This is a genomic window from Paracoccus sp. (in: a-proteobacteria) (assembly GCF_032007265.1).
Classification (GTDB): domain Bacteria; phylum Pseudomonadota; class Alphaproteobacteria; order Rhodobacterales; family Rhodobacteraceae; genus Paracoccus.
This window is the reverse complement of the sequence record NZ_DALZMB010000007.1, coordinates 1-18874: the sequence shown is the minus strand read 5'-3', so window position 1 is coordinate 18874 and position 18874 is coordinate 1. Positions and strand designations below refer to the sequence as shown.

The window sequence follows — 18874 nt, the reverse complement described above, 5'->3', positions numbered from 1 at the left end:
TTGCTGAACAAAACGACTAAAAAGGGGAAAAATGGCATGAGTGACGCTATCCCACATCTTAGCGAGGCGCAGCTTCGCGCTATCGAGGAAGAATTCGATCCCGAGGCTCGATTTCGCTCCTTGGTCCCGGCAGTTGCGGCCCTTTCTGCCGTTGTCCTGTTTCTACTGTCGCTATACCACTATTATACTGCCGGATTTGGCATCCCGCGCGCGACGACACACCGTGGCATCCATCTTGGTGTCTCGCTTTTTGTCGTGTTCCTTAGCTTTTCGGCATTTTCGAAAAAGCGCGGCGTGGCGACCGGGCTGGCGATCTTGGGCATCCCGATCGGAGACTGGCTTTTCGCCATTGGCGGGCTGATTGCCTCGCTTTACGTGCCATGGATCTATGATCAGCTGGCATTCCGGGTCGGAAATCCCAATACGCTTGACGTCGTCATGGGAACCATCCTGATCGTGACATTGCTGGAATCGGTCCGGCGATCAATGGGTTGGCCCCTGCCGGTCATTGCCATTCTTTTCATGTCTTACGCCTATTTCGGGCGTCATATGCCGGGAATTTTCGTGCATCCCGGCGCGGATTGGCCCACGATTGTCAACCATCTCTATCTGACATCGCAGGGTATCTATGGCACGGCGCTGGGTGTGATTGCCACCTATGTGTTCCATTTTGTCCTGTTTGGGGTGATGGCGCAGAAAATCGGTCTGGGACAGCTGTTCATCGATATTGCGACAGCGCTGACCGGGCGATATGCGGGCGGCCCGGCCAAGGTTTCTGTGGTGTCGTCGGCGCTGATGGGCTCGATTTCGGGCTCGTCGATTGCCAATACGGTGACGACGGGCGCATTGACCATTCCTGCGATGATCAAAGTCGGGTTCAAGCGCCATTTTGCTGCCGCAGTCGAGGCGGCATCTTCGACGGGAGGGCAGATCACGCCGCCGGTCATGGGGGCCGTTGCCTTCCTGATGGTGGAATATCTTGGAATACCGCTTCGCACGATCCTGATCGCGGCCATCGTTCCAGCCTTTATGCATTTCTTTGGCGTCTTGGTTCAGGTCCATCTCGAGGCCAAGCGTCTGGGCATCCGTGGCCTAAGCAAGGAGGAATTGCCCAATGCCTGGCTGGTCCTCAAACAGGGGTGGCTGGCGACATTCCCGCTGATCTTGCTGGTGTTTATGCTGATGTCGGGGCGCACGGCCTTTTGGTCGGCCTTTGTCGCCATTTCGGCCTGTATCATTGTCTATTTTATCCAATCGATCATGGCTATGGGACTTGCCAGAGGCATCAAGGATGCGGTGCGCGGGGTGGCTGACGGCTTTGTGTCCGGGGCGCGTCAATCGCTGGCCGTGACCGTGGCTGCAGCGCTGGTCGGCGTGGTGATCGGCGTGGTGACACTGACCGGTATTGGGTTCAAAATCGCCTTTATGGTGACCTCGATCGCGCAGGGCTGGGGCGTTTCGGCCCATGCTTTCCTGGGCTTTTTGCCCTTCGAGATCATGAGCCAGGCGACATTGACCTTGCTGTTCACGCTGATCATGACGGCGGTCGTATGCATCCTGATGGGATGTGGTATCCCGACGACAGCCAATTACATCATCATGGTCGCGGTCGCGGCCCCTGTGCTGGGGATGATGAATGTCGAACCGTTGGTCGCGCATTTCTTCGTCTTTTATTATGGGGTGATTGCGGATGTGACGCCTCCGGTCGCGATGGCGGCCTATGCGGCGGCGGGGATTGCGGGCGCGAATGCGTTCAAGGCTGGCAATACGGCATTCCGTTTGTCGATGGGTAAGGCGCTTGTGCCCTTTGTCTTTGTCTTTTCACCCTCGCTTTTGCTGGTGACCGAAGGCTTTACCTGGAGCTCATTCGCCTTGGCCTTTTTCGGTGCGGTCCTGGGCATCTTGTCCCTGTCTGCCGCATTGACGAACTGGCTTTTGGCCCCGCTTCACGTGTTCGAGCGCATCATTTTGGTGATTGGTGCCTTCCTTTTGATCGCGCCCGAGCCGATTTCTTCGGCGATTGGCGTAGTGATCCTGGGGCTGGTGGCGCTTAAACAATGGCGTGCAGGCAAGCGCAGCGTGGCTTCGGCCTGACATAAGATGCCCCGCCCCGCCGGTCTGGATCCGGCGGGGCGGGGCCCGCGTGGCAAGCAATTGCGGTGCCAAGTTCTTGGCTGCTATCACAGGTGTGGAATATCGCCTGCAAGGAGGTTGCTACGATGACGGATCTATCTGGCAAATTGGTTGTGATTACGGGTGCTGCGCGCGGAATTGGCCGGGCGGCAGCACTTGCTTTTGCCCAGAAGGGTGCAAAATGTGCCCTGATTTCGCGCGATGGCGCGGCTCTCTCAGATTTGGCCAGCCAGATCGGTGGGCTTGCTCTGCCTTGCGATGTGGCGGATGCACCAGCCCTGACTGACGCGATCGCGCGGGCCGAAGATGCCTTTGGGCCGGTCGAGGCTTTGATCAACAATGCCGGTGTGATCGAGCCCGTCTCACTGATCACCCAGACCGCACCACAAGATTTTGCCCATGCGGTGTCGATCAATCTTGGCGGGGTATTTCACGGCATGCATGCGGTCATGCCCGGGATGATCGCGCGCGGACGCGGCACGATCGTGACGGTCGGCTCGGGGGCGGCGCATAACCCACTAGAGGGGTGGTCTGCCTATTGCGCGTCGAAAGCAGGGGCATGGATGCTGACCCGCAGCGCGCATCTTGAGGGGGCGGCCCACGGCTTGCGCGTGATGTCGCTATCGCCGGGGACTGTCGCGACCGATATGCAGCGCGTCATCAAATCGACCGGGATCAACCCGGTTAGCCAGTTGGACTGGTCCGATCATATCCCGCCCGAATGGCCCGCACAGGCGCTGGTTTGGCTATGTGGGCCAGGGGGCGCGGAATATGCCGGCCAAGAGGCCAGCCTGCGCGATCCGGCCTTTCGTCAGCGCGTTGGCCTGAGCTAACTGGCCAAAGCGACTTTGGGCGGCCTTCACCACCGCCCAAAGCGACGGGCTTGATCAGCGCCCGTTTTTCTTGCGCCACTCTTCGTATTTGCGCAGGTTTTCATCCTTGGTGGCGGGGTAAAGCCCGATGATCGACGCCCCGGCCTTGACCTCTTCTAGGACGAAATCCTCGAAGCTTTCCATGCCCAGGCATTCGTCGGCAATCTCCTCGGCTAGATGGGCGGGGATGACCATGACACCATCACCGTCACCCAAGATCACATCACCGGGAAAGACGGGCGCGTCGCCGCAAGAAATCGGGACGTTCATGTCCAGCGCCTCGTGCAGCGTCAGGTTGGTGGGCGCAGATGGCTTGGCACAATAGGCTGGCATATCCAGCGCGCCAATCCCCGCAGCATCGCGAAAGCCCCCGTCCGAGACGACCCCGGCCGCGCCGCGCAGGGCCAGTCGCGTGATCAAGATCGAACCCGCAGTTGCAGCCCGCGCATCTTTGCGGGCATCCATCACCAGCACCCATCCGGGTGGGCAGGCCTCCATCGCGACCCGTTGCGGATGGTCGGGGTTGCGGAAAACCGTGATAGGATTGCGATCTTCACGGGCGGGGATATAGCGCAGCGTAAAGGCCTGACCCACCATGGTCTCGCCCTTCCATGCAACGGGGCTGACGCCTTGGATGAACTGCATGCGCAAGCCGCGCTTGAACATTGCCGTCGCCACCGAAGCGGTCGAGATCTGCTTGAATTTCGCGCGGGTTTCGTCAGAGAGGATGTAATCGCTCATGGCATGGACCTTAGTAGATGACCGGCTCGTCGACAGGACGGCCAAAATCGGTTTTCAGGAAATCAAAATCGCAGCCTTTGTCGGCCTGTTCGACATGTTTGGAAAAAACATGGCCATAGCCGCGCTCGTATTTCGGCGGGGGCGCAGTCCAGGCGGCACGGCGCGCGGCAAGCTCGGCCTCGGGGACCAGCATATTCAGGCTGCGCGCGGGAATATCCAACTCGACCAGATCGCCGGTTTTGAGCAGGGCAAGGGGGCCGCCGACAAAGCTTTCCGGGGCGACATGCAGGACGCAGGCGCCAAAGGAGGTGCCTGACATCCGTGCATCCGACAAGCGCACCATATCGCGCAGGCCGAGCTTCAAAAGCGCTTTGGGCATCGGGATCATCCCCCATTCCGGCATCCCCGGCCCGCCCTGAGGCCCGGCATTGCGCAAGACCAGGACCGTATCGGGGGTCATTGGATAGTCTGGATCATCGATGATTTTTTTCAGATCGGGATAGCTGTCGGCCACCAAGGCTGGCCCGGTGTGGCGATGAAATTTCGGGTCGCAAGCCGCGGGCTTGATCACGGCCCCATCGGGGCAAAGGTTGCCCTTGAGCACGGCCAAAGACCCCTCGTGATAGACCGGGTTTGAAAGGGGCCGGATGACGTCGTCATTCCAGATCGGCGCATCCTTTAGCCCCGCCACCAGCGCATCGCCCGTGACGGTGATCGGCTCGGGGTGCAGCTTATCGCCAAGCTGGCGCATCAGTGCGCGAATGCCACCTGCGTAAAAGAAATCCTCCATCAGGTACTCCTGGCCCGACGGACGAATATTGGCGATGACCGGGGTGGTGCGGCCAATCCGGTCAAGGTCATCCAGCTCAAGCGCGATACCTGCGCGGCGCGCCATGGCGATCAGATGGATGATCGCATTGGTCGAGCAGCCCGTGGCCATTGCGACCGTCACTGCGTTTTCAACCGCTTTTTCGGTAATGATCTTGTCGGGCGTCAGATCCTCCCAGACCATATCGACAATGCGTCGCCCGCATTGGGTGGACATGCGCTGATGGTTCATGTCCGCCGCCGGGATCGACGAGGCGCCGGGCAGACATAATCCCATTCCTTCGGCAATCGCGGTCATGGTGCTGGCCGTGCCCATGGTCATGCAATGGCCGTAAGAGCGCGCAATTCCGGCCTCCATCCCTTGCCATTCTTCCTTGGTGATGGTGCCTGCGCGGCGCTCGTCCCAATATTTGAACATATCAGTGCCCGAGCCCAGGTATTTCCCGGCATAGTTGCCGCGCAGCATCGGACCTGCGGGCAAAAAGACGAATGGCAGCCCGACCGAGATTGCGCCCATGACCAAGGCCGGTGTCGTCTTGTCGCAACCGCCCATCAGAACCGCCCCGTCAACCGGATGACTGCGCAGCAGCTCTTCGGTCTCCATTGCCAGCAGGTTGCGGTAAAGCATGGTCGTGGGCTTGACCCAGCTTTCTGACAGCGACAGCGCGGGCAATTCGATGGGAAACCCACCCGCCTGCAAGACACCGCGTTTGACCCATTCGACGCGATCCTTGAAATGCATGTGGCAAGGCTGAGCGTCGGACCAAGTATTGAGGATGGCGATGACGGGCTTGCCCTCCCAATCCTGCGGATCGTAGCCCATTTGCATTGTGCGCGAGCGGTGCCCCGAAGAACGCTGATCATCGGGCGCAAACCACCGCGAAGAGCGTAGCTGATCATAGGTTTTGCGGCTCATGGGGTCACCTCTTGCTGGATCGTCGCGGTTTTGGCAGAGCAGCTGGTCAGCCGTTGCGCGCAGATCAGGACTGCGCCGCTGAGATGCTCTGCGGGTTCTAGAATATCCATCTGGGCCAGTTCAGAACGGTTCAGCGCATCAGGCAGGTGGCTGACCGGCTCGGCGCAGACGACTGGTCGGTCATCGGGCACATAGACATGAAGATGGCGCAGCGCACCGCTGGCGGAAAGGTTGATAGCCAAACCCTCGACCGGCCAGGAAAGCTGCGCCTCGCATCGGGACCAATCCGCAAATATTCCGTCAAACCAGGCCATGTCAGACAAGGATTCGGGATCTTCCGGGGAAAAGGCCGGTTGTGGTTGGGTTGCAGCCAATGGCAGGCCGCGCGCGTCGCGCTTATGGGTGAGGGGCTGGCGAAATGTCAGCAGGCTGCCCTTGGGTTTGCGAAACCAGGGATGCAGTCCGATGCCAAACGGCATGGCGAGGGCGCCGCGATTGCAAAGGTCCAGGGCGATACAGACACCTTTCGGGGTAATCGTAACCTGCAGGTCCAGATCAAACTGCCATGCGAGTCCCGGCTGATCAACACGCAGGGACAGATGGGCGTGGTCTGGCCTGTGAGAGATCGTTTGAAAGGCAAGATCGCGTGCCAACCCATGGATGGCCATGCCTTCACTTGGCTGGTTCAGGGCAAGGGTATGACGCTGGCCGCGAAAGCTGAAACGCCCCCCGTCGATACGATTGGCAAAGGGTGCCATCACGAAAGCCCCGGCCTTGAACCCGGCCGATACATCCGTAACGGGCTCCAGAATCGGGTGCCATTTTTCGGGGCCTTGCTGACCCCGATCCAACCAATCCAGCAAGGTGATGCTTGCCCCCATTTCGGGGGCGATGGCCAGACGGTAGCCGTGACCCTCAAGCCGGATCATCAAGGTTTCCTCGGGTGAAATCCTGCGCGGCAAAGCTCGCGCCCTGAAAGCGGCGCGCAATCGGGTCTGTTTCGGGGGCCAGTGGTCCGTGATCCTCGGCGTGGTCTTGCGGCAGAAAACCGATGCGGTCGGCATCGTCATTTTGCCACCACCGCTCGGCATTGGCCGAGACGCCCCAAACCACACAATGGCCGGTCACGGGTGCCTCGATCGCGGCGATCAGTGCCCGCATGATATCGGGTTGAGAAAACCAGGTCGACAGATGGCGCGTCTCAACCGGATCGGGCACGGCAGAGCCGATGCGCAGATGCACACTTTCCAAACCGTGCTTGTCATACATCATCCGACCCAGCAACTCTCCCCAGGCCTTGGACAGGGCGTAATAGCCATCCGGGCGATAGGGGTCGGTGCTATCCAACATCGCGCCACGGGGGTAAAAGCCGATGGTATGGTTCGAACTGGCGAATACCACGCGTTGGCCCTGTGTTTTCGCAGCTTCAAAAATATTGACCGTGCCGACGACATTGGCCCCGATGATGTCGCTCCAGTGACGTTCGGTGCTGATGCCGCCAAAATGCAGCACAACAGAGCTGTCCTTGACCAACTCTGCCACCGCTGCCGTGTCAGCCAGATCGGCACGGATGAACGTGGCATTCTCGGGCAATGGATCTGGAAAATCGCTGATATCGGACAGGCGCAGCGCATAGCCCCGCTCCGCCAGTGCCGGTGCGATCCAGCGCCCCAAAGCGCCTGATGCGCCGGTCAAAAGCAGCAGTTTTGCCATGAATCAGAGCCCTTTCATGCGCGAAACCGGCACGCCCGCAACCGGGGCGTTTGCCAAGAATACCGAGCCGGATTGGGGATGGTCATTGCCTTGTGAATGCGAGGTAATCGCGAGCTGCCTTAAATCTTTGCCGCAAAAACAGGGCATTGTCGGCGCGGGGATGGGGGTTGGGACGCGGCGCTCGATCTCGCCATTGGCGCGGAAGCGGTTCAAGACCCCTGCCGAGACGCCCGCGCTCCAGTAATAGCCCTCTTGATCGCATGCCGCGCCGTCGGGGCGCCCGGTTGCCTCATCCAGATCACGGATGCGGATGCGGTTTGTCAGCGCCGCGCTGGCCGGAGCAAAGTCAAAGCGGTCGATCCAAGGCCCGCGGGAATCGCTGAAAAACATCTGCTTTCCATCCGCGCTCCAGGCCAGCCCGTTCGAGATTTCGATCCCCGCGTTAATCATGACCTGGGCGCCTTGGGCCGTAATACGGTAAAGGCGCGAGATTGGCTGACGTTGGGGGCGTCCATCCATCGAGCCGACCCAAAATGCGCCGTCAGGACCAACTTTTCCGTCATTCAAGCGCGAGGTCGAAGGCTCGTCAAAGCCGTCCCACAGCATCTGACGATGGCCCGTTTGCGGATCGAAGATCACGACCGAACGTGAAAGCGCCGCGATCAGCTTGCCACTTGCACAAAGGCCAAGCGCCGTGACTTTGTCGCCCATGTCCCAACGGTTGCGTCTCTCGCCCGTCAGCGCGATCTCATGGATCAGCCCTGCGTCAATGTCACATAAAAACAGGCTTTCGCGCCTGTCGTCCCAGACCGGGCTTTCCAGAAGATCGCCCTTCAGATCGGCCAGCAAGGCAAAATCAAGCATCAGCTTTGCCCCGTGACCCGACGGATGACCTCGGGGTGGTTCAGCACAAAATCGGACAGCTCTAACCCAAGGCCAGCCCCCTCGAACGGATAGATCATGCCATTTTCGATGCGCGGCATCACGGTAACCAGATCGCGATACCAGCTGGTGTAATAGGCGCGCACCGATTCCTGATAGATCGCATTGGGCGCGTTCAGCGACAGATGGATCGAAGCCGCAAAGACGACCGGACCCGTGCAATCATGAGGCGCAATCGGACGCTGGAATGTCTCGGCCATTGTGGCGATCTTTTTGGCCTCGGACAGGCCGCCGCACCACGAAATATCCAGCATCACATAATCGACGGCCTCTGCGCGCAAGACGTCCAGAAACTGCGACCGCGTGGCCATGGTTTCCGAGGCGGTGACCGGGATGCCAGCCCGCTGCGCATAGGTCGCAAGCGAGGCCGGGTTGGTCATCTTGATCGGATCTTCGGCCCAGAAGGGGTCGAATTCGCGCAGGCCTTTGGCGATGGTCAATGCCGAGGTCAAATCCCACATCGAATGCAGCTCGACCATGACCTCCATCTTATTGCCGACGGCGTCACGGATCTGGCGAAAGGGGATCAGCGCCTTATCAAGGTCGGTCGCATGGATGAAATTTCCGCCATTGGCCACAGCAAAGGGGTCAAAGGGCCAGATCTTCATTGCGGTAATGCCCTCGGACAGAAGGCTTTCTGCCAAGGCGCCGGCATCGCGGTGAAAGGCGATCTGATCTTCATAGGGGCCTTCTTGGCCCTGATCGCTATCGCCAATGTAGCGCCGCATCCCGGCTTTGTTATAGGTATAGCCCGCGCAGGTATTGTAGGTGCGGATGGCGGGCCGCGAGAGGCCACCCAGCATTTGGTGAATGGGTTGGTTAACCACTTTGCCAAAGATATCCCAAAGCGCGATATCAATGGCCGATGCCGCGCGCACCTCGACCCCGGAAGAGCGAAAGCCGACGTAGGGCTCTAACAGCAGCTTGGAAATACGGTCTATTTCCAAAGGGTTGGTCCCGATCAGCAGGGGGGCGACATCTGAATGGATATAGGCTGCAACCCCATTGGCGCCACGAAATGTCTCGCCCAGACCGATGATGCCTTCATCGGTGTGCAGCCTTACCCAGATGATATTGTTCAGATGAGGCAGCTGGATCGTTTCGATTTCGGTGATTTTCATATCGCTATCCGCAGGGTCAAAAGCAGGGATCAAAGGGCAAAGGGATCGCAAGGGGCAAGGACGCCCCTTGCGCGGGGATTAATGCTGGGCAGGCTGGCGCGCGCGGGCGACGATCTGGGTCGGATTGACAAAGCGCAGGGCAATCAGCAACCAGATCAGCGAGGTCACCATATAGATCACGGCCATTGCATCGATCGATTGGACCGAACGCACGCCCGAGGCAAAGACCGAATAGTAAAGCGAGACAACAAGCGTCTGGCTGGTTGGGCCTGCCGTCAGGAAGGTCAGCTCGAACATGGCGACCGTCCGCACCAGCACCAGCAACATTGCGGCCAGTACGCCGGGCAGAAGCATCGGCAGCAGAACGTGGCGGAACAGCTGGAACGTGCCCGCGCCAAAGACTTTGGCAGCGGCTTCGACCTTGGGGTCAATCTGTTCGATGAAGGGGATCATGACCAAGATAACGAAAGGGACGGTCGGAACCAGATTGGCCACGACCACGCCCCAGAACGTGCCGCCTAGACCGACCTGATACAGCACCGTTGCCAGCGGAATGCCAAAGGTGATCGGCGGCACCAGCAAGGGCAGCAAAAAGATCAGCATCACCAGCTTCTTTCCGGCAAAATCGCGCCGTGCCATCGCATAGGCCGCGCTGACGCCCAGAATGCCCGACAGCAAGACCACCAGCGCGACGACCTGAAAGGTCACGGTCAGAACCTGTCCCAACTGAAATTCGGCCCAGGCGGCGGCATACCAGCGCGTGGTCAGCCCCTCGGGCAGCCATGTTCCCAGCCAGCGCGTGCCAAAGGACGAGATCACCACGACCGCGATCACGGCCAGCACATTCAGTACGAAAAAGCCTGTAATCAGCCAGATCAAGCTGTTCCAAAGCCGTGAAAGCAAAGATGTGTCGCGAACCATTGGATCAGCCTTTCCCGCCAGCGGTCGAGCCGCGATAAAAGAACGAACGCAGCGCCAGAAGCATCGCCACAACCGCCAACTGCACTGCGGCCATGATCATCGCGATCGCCGAGGCCATCGAGTAGTCATATTGCTCGACTGCGGCTTGCGAGGCGGCAATCGAAATCACCCGTGTTGGCCCCGAGGGCGCGCCCAGCAGCACCGCGGATGGAAAGACCGCAAAAGCCTGAACAAAACTCAGGCAGGCCGCGACCACCAGACCGGGGACCAGCAGCGGCAACATCACATGCCTGAAGCGCTGCCAGGCATTGGCGCCGTGGGTTGCTGCGGCACGCTCAAGCGCAGGATCGATACCGGTCACATAGGAGAGCGTCAGCAGAAAGGTGAAAGGGAAAACCGTGATCACCAGCGAGGCAAAGACGCCCCAATAGTTGTTGGTCAGCTTCAGCGGCCCATCGACCAGACCGATGGCCATCAAGATGCGCGAGAACCACCCCTGAGGGCCAAGGTAGTTCAGCAGACCTTCGGCGACCAGAACGGTTCCCAATGTGATCGGCAGCACGAGGATCGTCGTTAACATGCGCTGATTGCGCATCAGCCGTACGCGCAGCGCGATGGGAACGGCCATCAGAACGCTGACGATAGTGACAGGCACCGCCAGCCACAAGGTCGCTGCGATGGTGCGGTAGAGGTAGGGATCGGAAAAGAAGGTGCGATAATTGGCCAGCGCGCCGCCGCCGTCCAGCGGGTTGAAGGATAAGACCAACCCATAGATGAACGGATAAATGAAAACGCCGATCACGAAAAGCAGCGCAGGCAGGATCAACAGCGTCACGCCATCGATCCCTTTGTTCGCCAATCTTTGACGCAAGCCCGGACCTTGAGTGCTATTGCTTGCAGCCATGGCTTATTCCCGTCCTGCGGCGAAAACCAACGCGCGCTCAGAGGCAATACCAAGCCGGACCGGCGCCCCTGCCTCTAGGCGGCGAGGCGCGTGAAAGACCAGCTCACTTCCCTCGGGGGTGCGTGCGGTGCCGACATATTCGCGACCGCGATATTCGATGCTTTCGACCAGGGCATGGACCGCATTGGCGCTATCGGTGCTTTCGACGGCATCCTCTCCGCGCGTGGCCAGGGTGGCCTGATCGCCCGGTTGTAGCCGATCCATCGCCCGCCCGGTCAAGGTCGCACCGGCGGCCTGAATGGTGGCACGACCATTCTCAACCGAAGTCACGCGCCCGGTCAGGCGGTTGCGAAAGCCCATGAATTCCGCAACATCAAGATATTGCGGGCTTTCATACAGCTCGTGCGGGGTGCCAACCTGCCGGATGGCGCCGTCGCGCAGAACGACGATCCGGTCGGCCAAGGACAGCGCCTCGTCCTGATCGTGGGTCACATAGATCGTGGTGGCGCCAAGCTGATTGTGAATGCGCCGGATTTCGGCGCGCATTTCCAAACGCAATTTGGCATCCAGGTTCGATAGCGGCTCATCCATCAACACCAGCGGAGGTTCGATGACGATGGCACGGGCGATGGCCACACGCTGTTGCTGACCGCCTGAGAGTTGGCCGGGCAGCTTGTCACCCTGACCTTGCAGGCGCACCAAGACCAAAGCGGCATCGGCGCGCTGTCGGATCTCATCCTTGGCAACTCCGCGCATTTTCAGGCCGAAGCCGACGTTGTCGATCACGCTCATATGGGGAAAAAGCGCGTAATTCTGAAAGACCATGCCAAAGCCGCGATCTTCGGGCTTCAACTGATCGACGCGGCGATCATCGACCCAGATCCCCCCGCCTGTCGTACCCAAAAGCCCCGCGATACAGTTCAGCGCGGTGGACTTGCCACAGCCTGATGGGCCAAGCAGGGCAATGAATTCGCCCTTGTCGATGGTCAGATCGATTTCATTCAGCGCATTGAAGCTGCCGAAAGAGCGGCTCATACGGTCGAGCCGAAGTTGAGAAAAGGGCATAGATGCAAGCGTCATGCGATGGTTCCGATGCTTGAGCGCGGACATTGGCAGCTGTTGCGGGGCAGCTGGACCCCGCAACAGGCAGTGACATCATCGAAGGTTTAGCCTGCGGCGACCTCTTCGTCCCAACGGCGGAAAGCTGTGACCAGCGCGTCGGGCTCTAGCGGCAGTTCGATCGGGTTGTTGGCGATCCAGTCGGCATATTCTTCGCGGCCATAGCGCGCGATGATATCCTGACTTTCCTGCGGAGCCATTGACAGGGGCACATCTTTGACCGCCGGGCCGGGATAGAAATAGCCTGCGTCATAGGAATAGGCCTGCTGCTCGGGTTGCAGTGCGAATTTGATGAATTCAAGCAAGACCGCGACCTTATCCTCAGAAACCCCTTTGGGGATCGAGAAGTAATGCGCGTCGCAAACCCAGCTAAAGCCGTCTAGCTTGCCGACCTTGAACTCTTCGGGGACGACCCCAAGCGCGCGTGGGTTGATGTCCCACCCGGTTGTGGTCACGGTCATATCCCGAGACCCTTCGCCCAGTTCTTTCATCAAGGCACCGGTGCCGGCTGGGTAGTATTCAACGTGCTTGTTCAGCTCTTTGAGATAGGCCCAGGTCTTGTCCCAACCGTTTTTGGGATCCTTGGGATCGCTGTCGCCCAGAAGATAGGGCAGCCCCATCAGGAAAGTGCGCCCCGGCCCCGAGTTCGCCGGACGGGCATACATGAACTTGTTGGGGTTTTGCTCGGCCCAGGCCAGCAGTTCGGCCGGGTTTTTTGGCGGGGTGGCAACTTTCGCGGGGTTGTATTCGATCAACGGCCCCGAGGGGTAATAGCTGATGACCACGCCCTTGCCCTGCGACAGGCCCTGCATCCGCCAGGCTGGCTCAAGATAGGCTTGCTCCAGATTGGGCAGGCCGCTGTCGGGAATGGCGATAATGTCGGTCCAGATATCATCTGAAAGGCCGGCGGCCAAAGCATCCGGGCCGATGATGACCAGATCGATGTCGATGCGCTTGGCGCGTTGCTGTGCGCGGATCTTGCCCGGCAGCTCGGGTGAGGGCGCTTTGTTAAAGGTAAAGCGCGATACCAGCTCGGGGTGGGCTTTGGCGAAATTGTCAAAGATCGGCTGGGTCAGGGCAAGATTGCCTGCCGCATCGATCACATTCAGCGCGACGGGTGCCGAAGGCAGCTTGGCGGTTTGCGCCCAGACGCTTTTGGGCAGTATCAAACCGGCGCCGGCAACTGCACCGGCTGTCGCCATAAAACGGCGCCGTGAAAGTTGGTCTTCCATGTCTTTCCTCCCTTTTGATGTTTTTAGGCCTGCCCGGGCTCCTCTTCCCGGATCGTTGGGGCTGGGTTACACCAGCCCGTCCGTCGCCCAACTGGCGACGATCCTTTCCAGCTTGGCGCGGTCTTGCGGCGCAAGGCGGGTCAGGTTTGGCACGCGCGGTGCCCCGACGGTCAATCCGCGGATCTGAAGGGCCTCTTTGACCACGGTGACATTGGCGCCGTTGCGGTAAAGTGTGCGCAGGTTTTCAAATTCGGCGATGCTGTCGATAATGGCGCGCGCGCGGGCAAAATCGCCGCCCTCCAGTGCCTTCCAGACCGCAAGCGAGCGCTCTGGCGCGACATTGACCAGCCCCGAGGTGAACCCCTTGCCGCCCAAAGCGTAGAAAGGCAGCGCCCAGGTTTCGGCCAAACCGCAGATCCAGGTTGCGTCGCTTCCACGCGTTTCGCGGGTGCAATCGGCGAAAAGCAAGGTGTTGTTCGAGGCGAATTTCACGCCGACGATGCGCGGATGCGTCGCTAGCCGAACCAGATCGGCAACCGGGATCGCATCCGAACGGACATAGGCCACGACCGGCAAATCGATCGCTTCGGCCACGCCGATAAAATAGTTCACCTGCTCATGAGGGGCGGCAAACGGATCAAGCGGATGATGGACCATCACCCCGTCGCAGCCGTTTTTTGCCGCCTCGCGACCCAGACGGATCGCATCGCGCAACGAACGCCCCGCCGCCGCCGTCACCGCTGCACGGCCATTATTTGCCTCGACCGCGATGGCTTGCAGGCGGATGACCTCATCCATGGTCAGGCTATAGAATTCGCCGGTATTGCCGCCCGAGACAATGTTATGCACGCCCGATGCGGCAATGCTGTCGACGATATTTGCGGTCAATGCCGCGTCGATTTCACCATCTGTGCCATAGGCAGTCGCATGCACGCCCGAGATGCCGTGAAGCACCCGACGATAATCCCCCAATTCCATCTTGATCTCCTCAGGAGGGCTGCTTGAACACCAGCCCAATATGGATATTGCCTGCTGCAAGGATATGTTCGCGCATCAGCCGCTCGGCCAAATCCTCATTGCGCGACACAATCGCCTGCATGATCGCCTCATGCTCGTAAAACGAGGTTTGGCGAACATCTTCTTCAGCCAGCACGGTGACACGTGCGGCATGGTCGTAAAGGCGCTGCGCATTTTGCAGCCGGCGCAAATACTCGCAGCCCGAAGCCTCATGGATCGTGTCGTGAAAGGATTCGTTCAGCTCGATCAATTGCGCTGAATCCGCGCCATCGACGGCGGCGCGCATCTTTTCAATGACCGCGCGCATATCGTCGAAATAGTCTTGCGTGCCATGGCGCGCGGCTTGGCGGGCGATGACGCTTTCAAGCGCGGCCCGTGCCAAGGTCATCTCTTCGGCCTGACGCGGGCTGAAATTAACGAACGTCCCTTTGCGCGGTTCAACCCGGACCAGACCTTCGGCCTCAAGCTGGCGCAGCGCCTCTTTCAGCGGGCTGGTCGAGATTTCCAGATCAGCGGCCAGCTGACGTTCATTCAGCCGCATCCCCGAAGTCAGACGACCGGAAATAATGGCATCGCGCAAAGTGTCATGGACATGGTCGCGCAATGATTTTTGGCGGATCGGGGCAAGCAGTGCTTGGGTCATGGTGCAGGCCTCCTTTCCTGAATCTGCCTGTTTGGCGTCCTGCCGAGCGGTAGTTTCACACCTGCGGTTTCGGCACAACTGCAGCGGTCCTATCATTTATGTGAGGGAATATCTGATGTGTCAATATCTGATACATCAGATATTAAGTGGCAGGTGGCGAAGGGATGGCCACAGCGAAAACGCCAGTAAATGTGTGCCAAATCCCCCGAAAAAGGCATCGCGTCTGCTTTGATTTTGTGGTGGGGACGGGGTTGGGCGGGCTTAAACCACGCGCGTTTTATTTGCCGAAATGGACACATGCACGAATCGTGCGCTGATGGCTTTCGCTTTGGCCAGGCTGTGCCGCTGTTACGCCACTGACATGAATGCGCCCTATCTCATGCTTGCCGGGCAGGGCCGCGCCGTCGATGTCCGGCGTTGCCATGCCGGGGCAACACCCATCCTGATGTGCCGCGCTTGCGGCCAAAAATATCCCGCTCAAGGCCAGAATATGCACAAACTTACTGCCCAGGCCCCCTGCCTGCATCCCGGCGCCGTTACTGAAAACTCGGAATTTGGCGCCTATTGCGAAGTGGGCGAACATGCGCGCATCCTTAACAGCAGCTTTGGCGATTACGCCTATTGCGAGCGTTATTGCGACATCGCCAATACTGCGGTTGGCAAGTTCGCCAATATCGCCGCGCAATGCCGGATCGGGCCGACAGATCACCCCTTTGCAAATGCTGCGCAGCATCACTTTCTGTATCGTTCGTCGCGTTATTGGGATGATGTCGCTGACGATGCCGAATTCTTTGCCGCCCGTGCCGCGCGGCGATCGTCACTTGGGGCGGATTGCTGGATCGGGCATGGTGCAATCATCAAACCCGAGGTCAAGGTGGGCATCGGAGCGATCGTGGCATCAGGTGCTGTCGTGACCAAAGACGTGCCCGATTTTGCCATTGTGGGCGGTGTCAGTGCAGGGCTGATCAGAATGCGCTTCCCTCAGACCGTCATTGACCGATTGCTTGCTTTGGCGTGGTGGGATTGGGATCATGCGCGGCTGCGCCAGGCTTTGTCCGATTTTCGCAGCCTGTCCGCCGAAGGTTTTCTAGAGAAATACAACGGCTGAACGCCCGGATCTGGCTGTAATCTGCAAGGTTCAACCTTGGCATGTTTATGGCCAGATCCACGCTTTGAAGGCTGGAGTGATGCGCGGTGCTATCTGTGCCGCGCACCGTGGCGTCTGGTTTGATCAGGGCGAAACCGCAGTTGGACCAAAATCAGACCAATTTGCAGACCAATCTGCCGGAACGCTAAGGCTCGTTTTCGCACGAGGCGGCGCGGTACAGAAAAGGTTGGCACATTGAACAAAACGATTTGGTTTCGCACGTGACTGGCGGCCCTAAACCCGTGAAAGGGCCAAAGGTCTGGTGCTATGCTTTGGTGTGCATGCAAGCTGGCGTTGATCATTTTGATTGCCAGGCGTGGTCCGCGCCAATCCGTGCAAGGCTGCACTGACGATGGCCAGATCGATGAATGATCGGGCGGGAAGCGCGCGCAGTTTGACCCGACGTGGGCTGCTTTTGGGGGGGATGCAGGCGGCGATTGTCGCGGGGCTGGGGCTAAAGCTGCGTTCGATGCAGCTGGACCACGCCGAAGAATACCGCCTGCAAGCGGATGGCAACTCTATCAAGATGCAGCTTCTGCCGCCCGCGCGCGGGCTGATCGTGGATCGCAACGGCGTGCTTGTCGCTGGCAACGAGCAGAATTACAGCGTTCAGCTGACGCGCGCCGAGGCGGGCGATGTCGGCGCGATGATGGGGCGGTTGCGCCATATTCTGCCATTAAGTGATCAGCAATCGGCCGCACTTCTTGCCGAAATCTCGCGCCGCTCTGCTGTGACGCCGCTGACGGTTGCAGAACGGCTCAGCTGGCAAGAGGTGGCCGCGATTTCGCTGAACATGCCTGCTTTGCCGGGGGTGACGCTGACCTCGAGCCATTCGCGCAACTATCCGCGTCGGGGCGATTTTGCGCATGTTCTGGGCTATGTCGGGCCGGTGTCCGATTATGATCTTGCCAAACTGGACAACCCCGATCCGCTGCTGCGCTTGCCGCAATATCAGCTTGGCAAGGTCGGGATCGAGGCCAAGCTAGAGCCCGAGCTGCGTGGCCGTGCCGGGATCGCGCGCTTTGAGGTCAATAGCATGGGCCGCAAAATGCGAGATCTGAGCCGACAAGAGGGTCAGCAAGGGGCGGCGATCCAGTTGACGCTTGACGCCGAGCTGCAACATTTCGCGGTTCAGCGCATGGGCGAGGAAAGCGCGGCCGCCGTGGTGATCGATATTGAAAATGGCGATGTCAGGGCGATTGCCTCTTCTCCTGTTTTCGACCCAAACCTATTCGTGCGCGGCATTTCATCGGCAGATTACAAAGGCCTGATGCAGCATGACCACGCCCCCTTGCGGATAAGTCGGTGCAAGGGCTGTACCCCCCGGGGTCGACCTACAAGATGGTATCGCTTTTGGCGGGCTTGGATGCGGGCCTGATCACCGCAGGATCGCAGGCCTATTGCCCGGGGCATCTCGAAGTTTCGGGCCGGCGCTTTCATTGTTGGAGCCGGGGTGGCCATGGCATGGTCAATGCGGTGCAAAGTCTCGAACGGTCTTGCGACATCTACTATTATGAGCTGGCGCAAAAGCTGGGGATCGAACGGATGTCCGCCATGGCGCGCCGACTGGGACTGGGTTTGCGCCATGATTTGCCAATGTCGGCCATCGCCGAGGGCATCGCTCCAGACCGTGCCTGGAAAAAGCAGCGCAGAGGCCAGGATTGGCAAGTGGGCGACACGATAAATGCCAGTATCGGACAGGGTTTTGTGCTGGCATCGCCATTGCATCTGGCGGTGATGACGGCACGGATCGCCAGTGGCAAAGCGCTGTCGCCACGGTTGATCAAAGCGGTTGATGGTCAGGAGGCGGGGGATCAGAATGCCACCGCATCGACGACCGATCCGCAACCCCTTGGCTTGGCCGAGCGGCATCTTGATCTGGTGCGTGCGGGGATGGATGCCGTAGTGAATGGTCGCAACGGCACCTCGGCCAAAAGCCGGATTGTGCTGCCGCAATGGCGCATGGCTGGTAAATCGGGAACGGCGCAGGTGCGAAATATTTCCTCGGCCGAGCGCGCGCGGGGGGTAATTCGCAATGAAAACCTGCCGTGGCATCTGCGCGATCATTCGCTGTTTGTGTGCTACGCCCCCTTTGATCGCCCGCGCTATGCGGTTTCGGTCGTATTGGAGCATGGCACAGGCAGCGGCACCTCGGCGGCGATGATCGCCCGGGATATTTTGCTGTTTGCCTTGGCCGAGGGCGTGCCGCCGGTCACGGCCTATCCGGAAAGCCAACGCAACAGTATTCTTGAAATGCAGCGACGGCTGGATGTTGCGGCCTCGACCAGTGGGCAAGGTCAGCGATTTCGTGGTTGAGGGGTAGATGATCTGAACCAGCTGTCCCGCAACGTGGTTGGGCTAAGCCGCCGGTGGGCGGGACTGGACCAACCGCGCCGGCCGGGCAGCGCAGCCTTGATCTTTGCGGTCTTGTCGCCTAGGTTGCCTAGACTAAGTTCACTGGACTAAGCGGGGCTGTGATGAAGACTGTGAATATGCACGAAGCCAAGACCCATCTTTCGAAATTGGTTGAAAATGCAGCCAAAGGAGAGCCCTTTATCATCGCGCGGGCGGGCAAGCCGCTGGTCAAAGTCACGATGCTTGAGGGCGAGACACCCCGGCGCATGG

The 18874-nt window shown here is 59.6% G+C and carries 16 protein-coding genes and 1 pseudogene; 5 read left to right on the top strand and 12 right to left on the bottom strand.

Annotated elements, in window-relative coordinates; genetic code table 11:
- The first annotated feature begins 36 nt into the window (after positions 1-36).
- Positions 37-2094: a TRAP transporter permease gene (locus RTS12_RS02915; protein WP_312525306.1), complete on the top strand. Its 2058-nt coding sequence runs from the start codon at positions 37-39 to the stop codon at positions 2092-2094.
- 125 nt (positions 2095-2219) lie between these two features.
- The gene (locus RTS12_RS02910; protein WP_312525304.1) at positions 2220-2966 is read left to right on the top strand and encodes an SDR family NAD(P)-dependent oxidoreductase; all 747 of its coding nucleotides are present in this window, start codon (positions 2220-2222) and stop codon (positions 2964-2966) included.
- 54 nt (positions 2967-3020) lie between these two features.
- Here the strand turns inward: RTS12_RS02910 and RTS12_RS02905 are convergent, their stop codons facing one another.
- From RTS12_RS02905 to RTS12_RS02850, 12 genes are all read right to left on the bottom strand, one after another.
- Positions 3021-3746, bottom strand: coding sequence for a ribonuclease activity regulator RraA (locus tag RTS12_RS02905; protein WP_312525302.1), 726 nt, complete (start codon positions 3744-3746; stop codon positions 3021-3023).
- A gap of 10 nt (positions 3747-3756) precedes the next feature.
- Entirely contained in the window at positions 3757-5490 is a 1734-nt protein-coding gene (gene araD / locus RTS12_RS02900) for an L-arabinonate dehydratase (RefSeq protein ID WP_312525301.1), read from the bottom strand.
- On the bottom strand, positions 5487-6419 hold the full coding sequence (locus tag RTS12_RS02895) for a hypothetical protein (protein WP_312525299.1): 933 nt from the start codon (positions 6417-6419) through the stop codon (positions 5487-5489). Before RTS12_RS02895 ends, araD begins: the two co-directional genes overlap by 4 nt.
- Positions 6406-7203 carry an NAD(P)-dependent oxidoreductase gene (locus RTS12_RS02890; RefSeq protein ID WP_312525297.1) on the bottom strand — a complete coding sequence of 266 codons (798 nt, stop codon included), beginning with the start codon at positions 7201-7203 and terminating at the stop codon, positions 6406-6408. The genes RTS12_RS02895 and RTS12_RS02890 overlap by 14 nt, the downstream gene beginning before the upstream one ends.
- 3 nt (positions 7204-7206) lie before the next feature.
- Entirely contained in the window at positions 7207-8067 is an 861-nt protein-coding gene (locus RTS12_RS02885) for an SMP-30/gluconolactonase/LRE family protein (protein WP_312525294.1), read from the bottom strand.
- Positions 8067-9266 carry a mandelate racemase/muconate lactonizing enzyme family protein gene (locus RTS12_RS02880; protein WP_312525292.1) on the bottom strand — a complete coding sequence of 400 codons (1200 nt, stop codon included), beginning with the start codon at positions 9264-9266 and terminating at the stop codon, positions 8067-8069. The genes RTS12_RS02885 and RTS12_RS02880 overlap by 1 nt, the downstream gene beginning before the upstream one ends.
- 78 nt (positions 9267-9344) lie before the next feature.
- Entirely contained in the window at positions 9345-10187 is an 843-nt protein-coding gene (locus tag RTS12_RS02875) for an ABC transporter permease (RefSeq protein ID WP_312525290.1), read from the bottom strand.
- A gap of 4 nt (positions 10188-10191) precedes the next feature.
- Entirely contained in the window at positions 10192-11091 is a 900-nt protein-coding gene (locus RTS12_RS02870; protein ID WP_312525288.1) for a sugar ABC transporter permease, read from the bottom strand.
- A 3-nt stretch (positions 11092-11094) separates the two neighbouring features.
- A complete protein-coding gene (locus RTS12_RS02865; RefSeq protein ID WP_312525286.1) occupies positions 11095-12171 on the bottom strand; it encodes an ABC transporter ATP-binding protein in 1077 nt (358 codons plus the stop codon).
- An 86-nt stretch (positions 12172-12257) separates the two neighbouring features.
- Positions 12258-13442 carry an extracellular solute-binding protein gene (locus RTS12_RS02860; RefSeq protein ID WP_312525284.1) on the bottom strand — a complete coding sequence of 395 codons (1185 nt, stop codon included), beginning with the start codon at positions 13440-13442 and terminating at the stop codon, positions 12258-12260.
- A gap of 66 nt (positions 13443-13508) precedes the next feature.
- Positions 13509-14420: a dihydrodipicolinate synthase family protein gene (locus RTS12_RS02855; RefSeq protein ID WP_312525282.1), complete on the bottom strand. Its 912-nt coding sequence runs from the start codon at positions 14418-14420 to the stop codon at positions 13509-13511.
- A gap of 10 nt (positions 14421-14430) precedes the next feature.
- On the bottom strand, positions 14431-15102 hold the full coding sequence (locus RTS12_RS02850; protein ID WP_312525280.1) for a GntR family transcriptional regulator: 672 nt from the start codon (positions 15100-15102) through the stop codon (positions 14431-14433).
- Between the two features lie 490 nt (positions 15103-15592).
- On the opposite strand from RTS12_RS02850, the gene RTS12_RS02845 reads away from it, so the two are divergent.
- From RTS12_RS02845 to RTS12_RS02835, 3 genes and pseudogenes are all read left to right on the top strand, one after another.
- Positions 15593-16210 (top strand): chloramphenicol acetyltransferase, encoded by a 618-nt coding sequence (locus tag RTS12_RS02845; RefSeq protein ID WP_312525278.1) that lies wholly within the window; start codon positions 15593-15595, stop codon positions 16208-16210.
- A 391-nt stretch (positions 16211-16601) separates the two neighbouring features.
- A pseudogene (mrdA, locus tag RTS12_RS02840) lies at positions 16602-18565 on the top strand (penicillin-binding protein 2).
- A gap of 161 nt (positions 18566-18726) precedes the next feature.
- A partial coding sequence (locus RTS12_RS02835) for a type II toxin-antitoxin system prevent-host-death family antitoxin (protein WP_312525389.1) occupies positions 18727-18874 on the top strand: 148 nt, incomplete at its 3' end.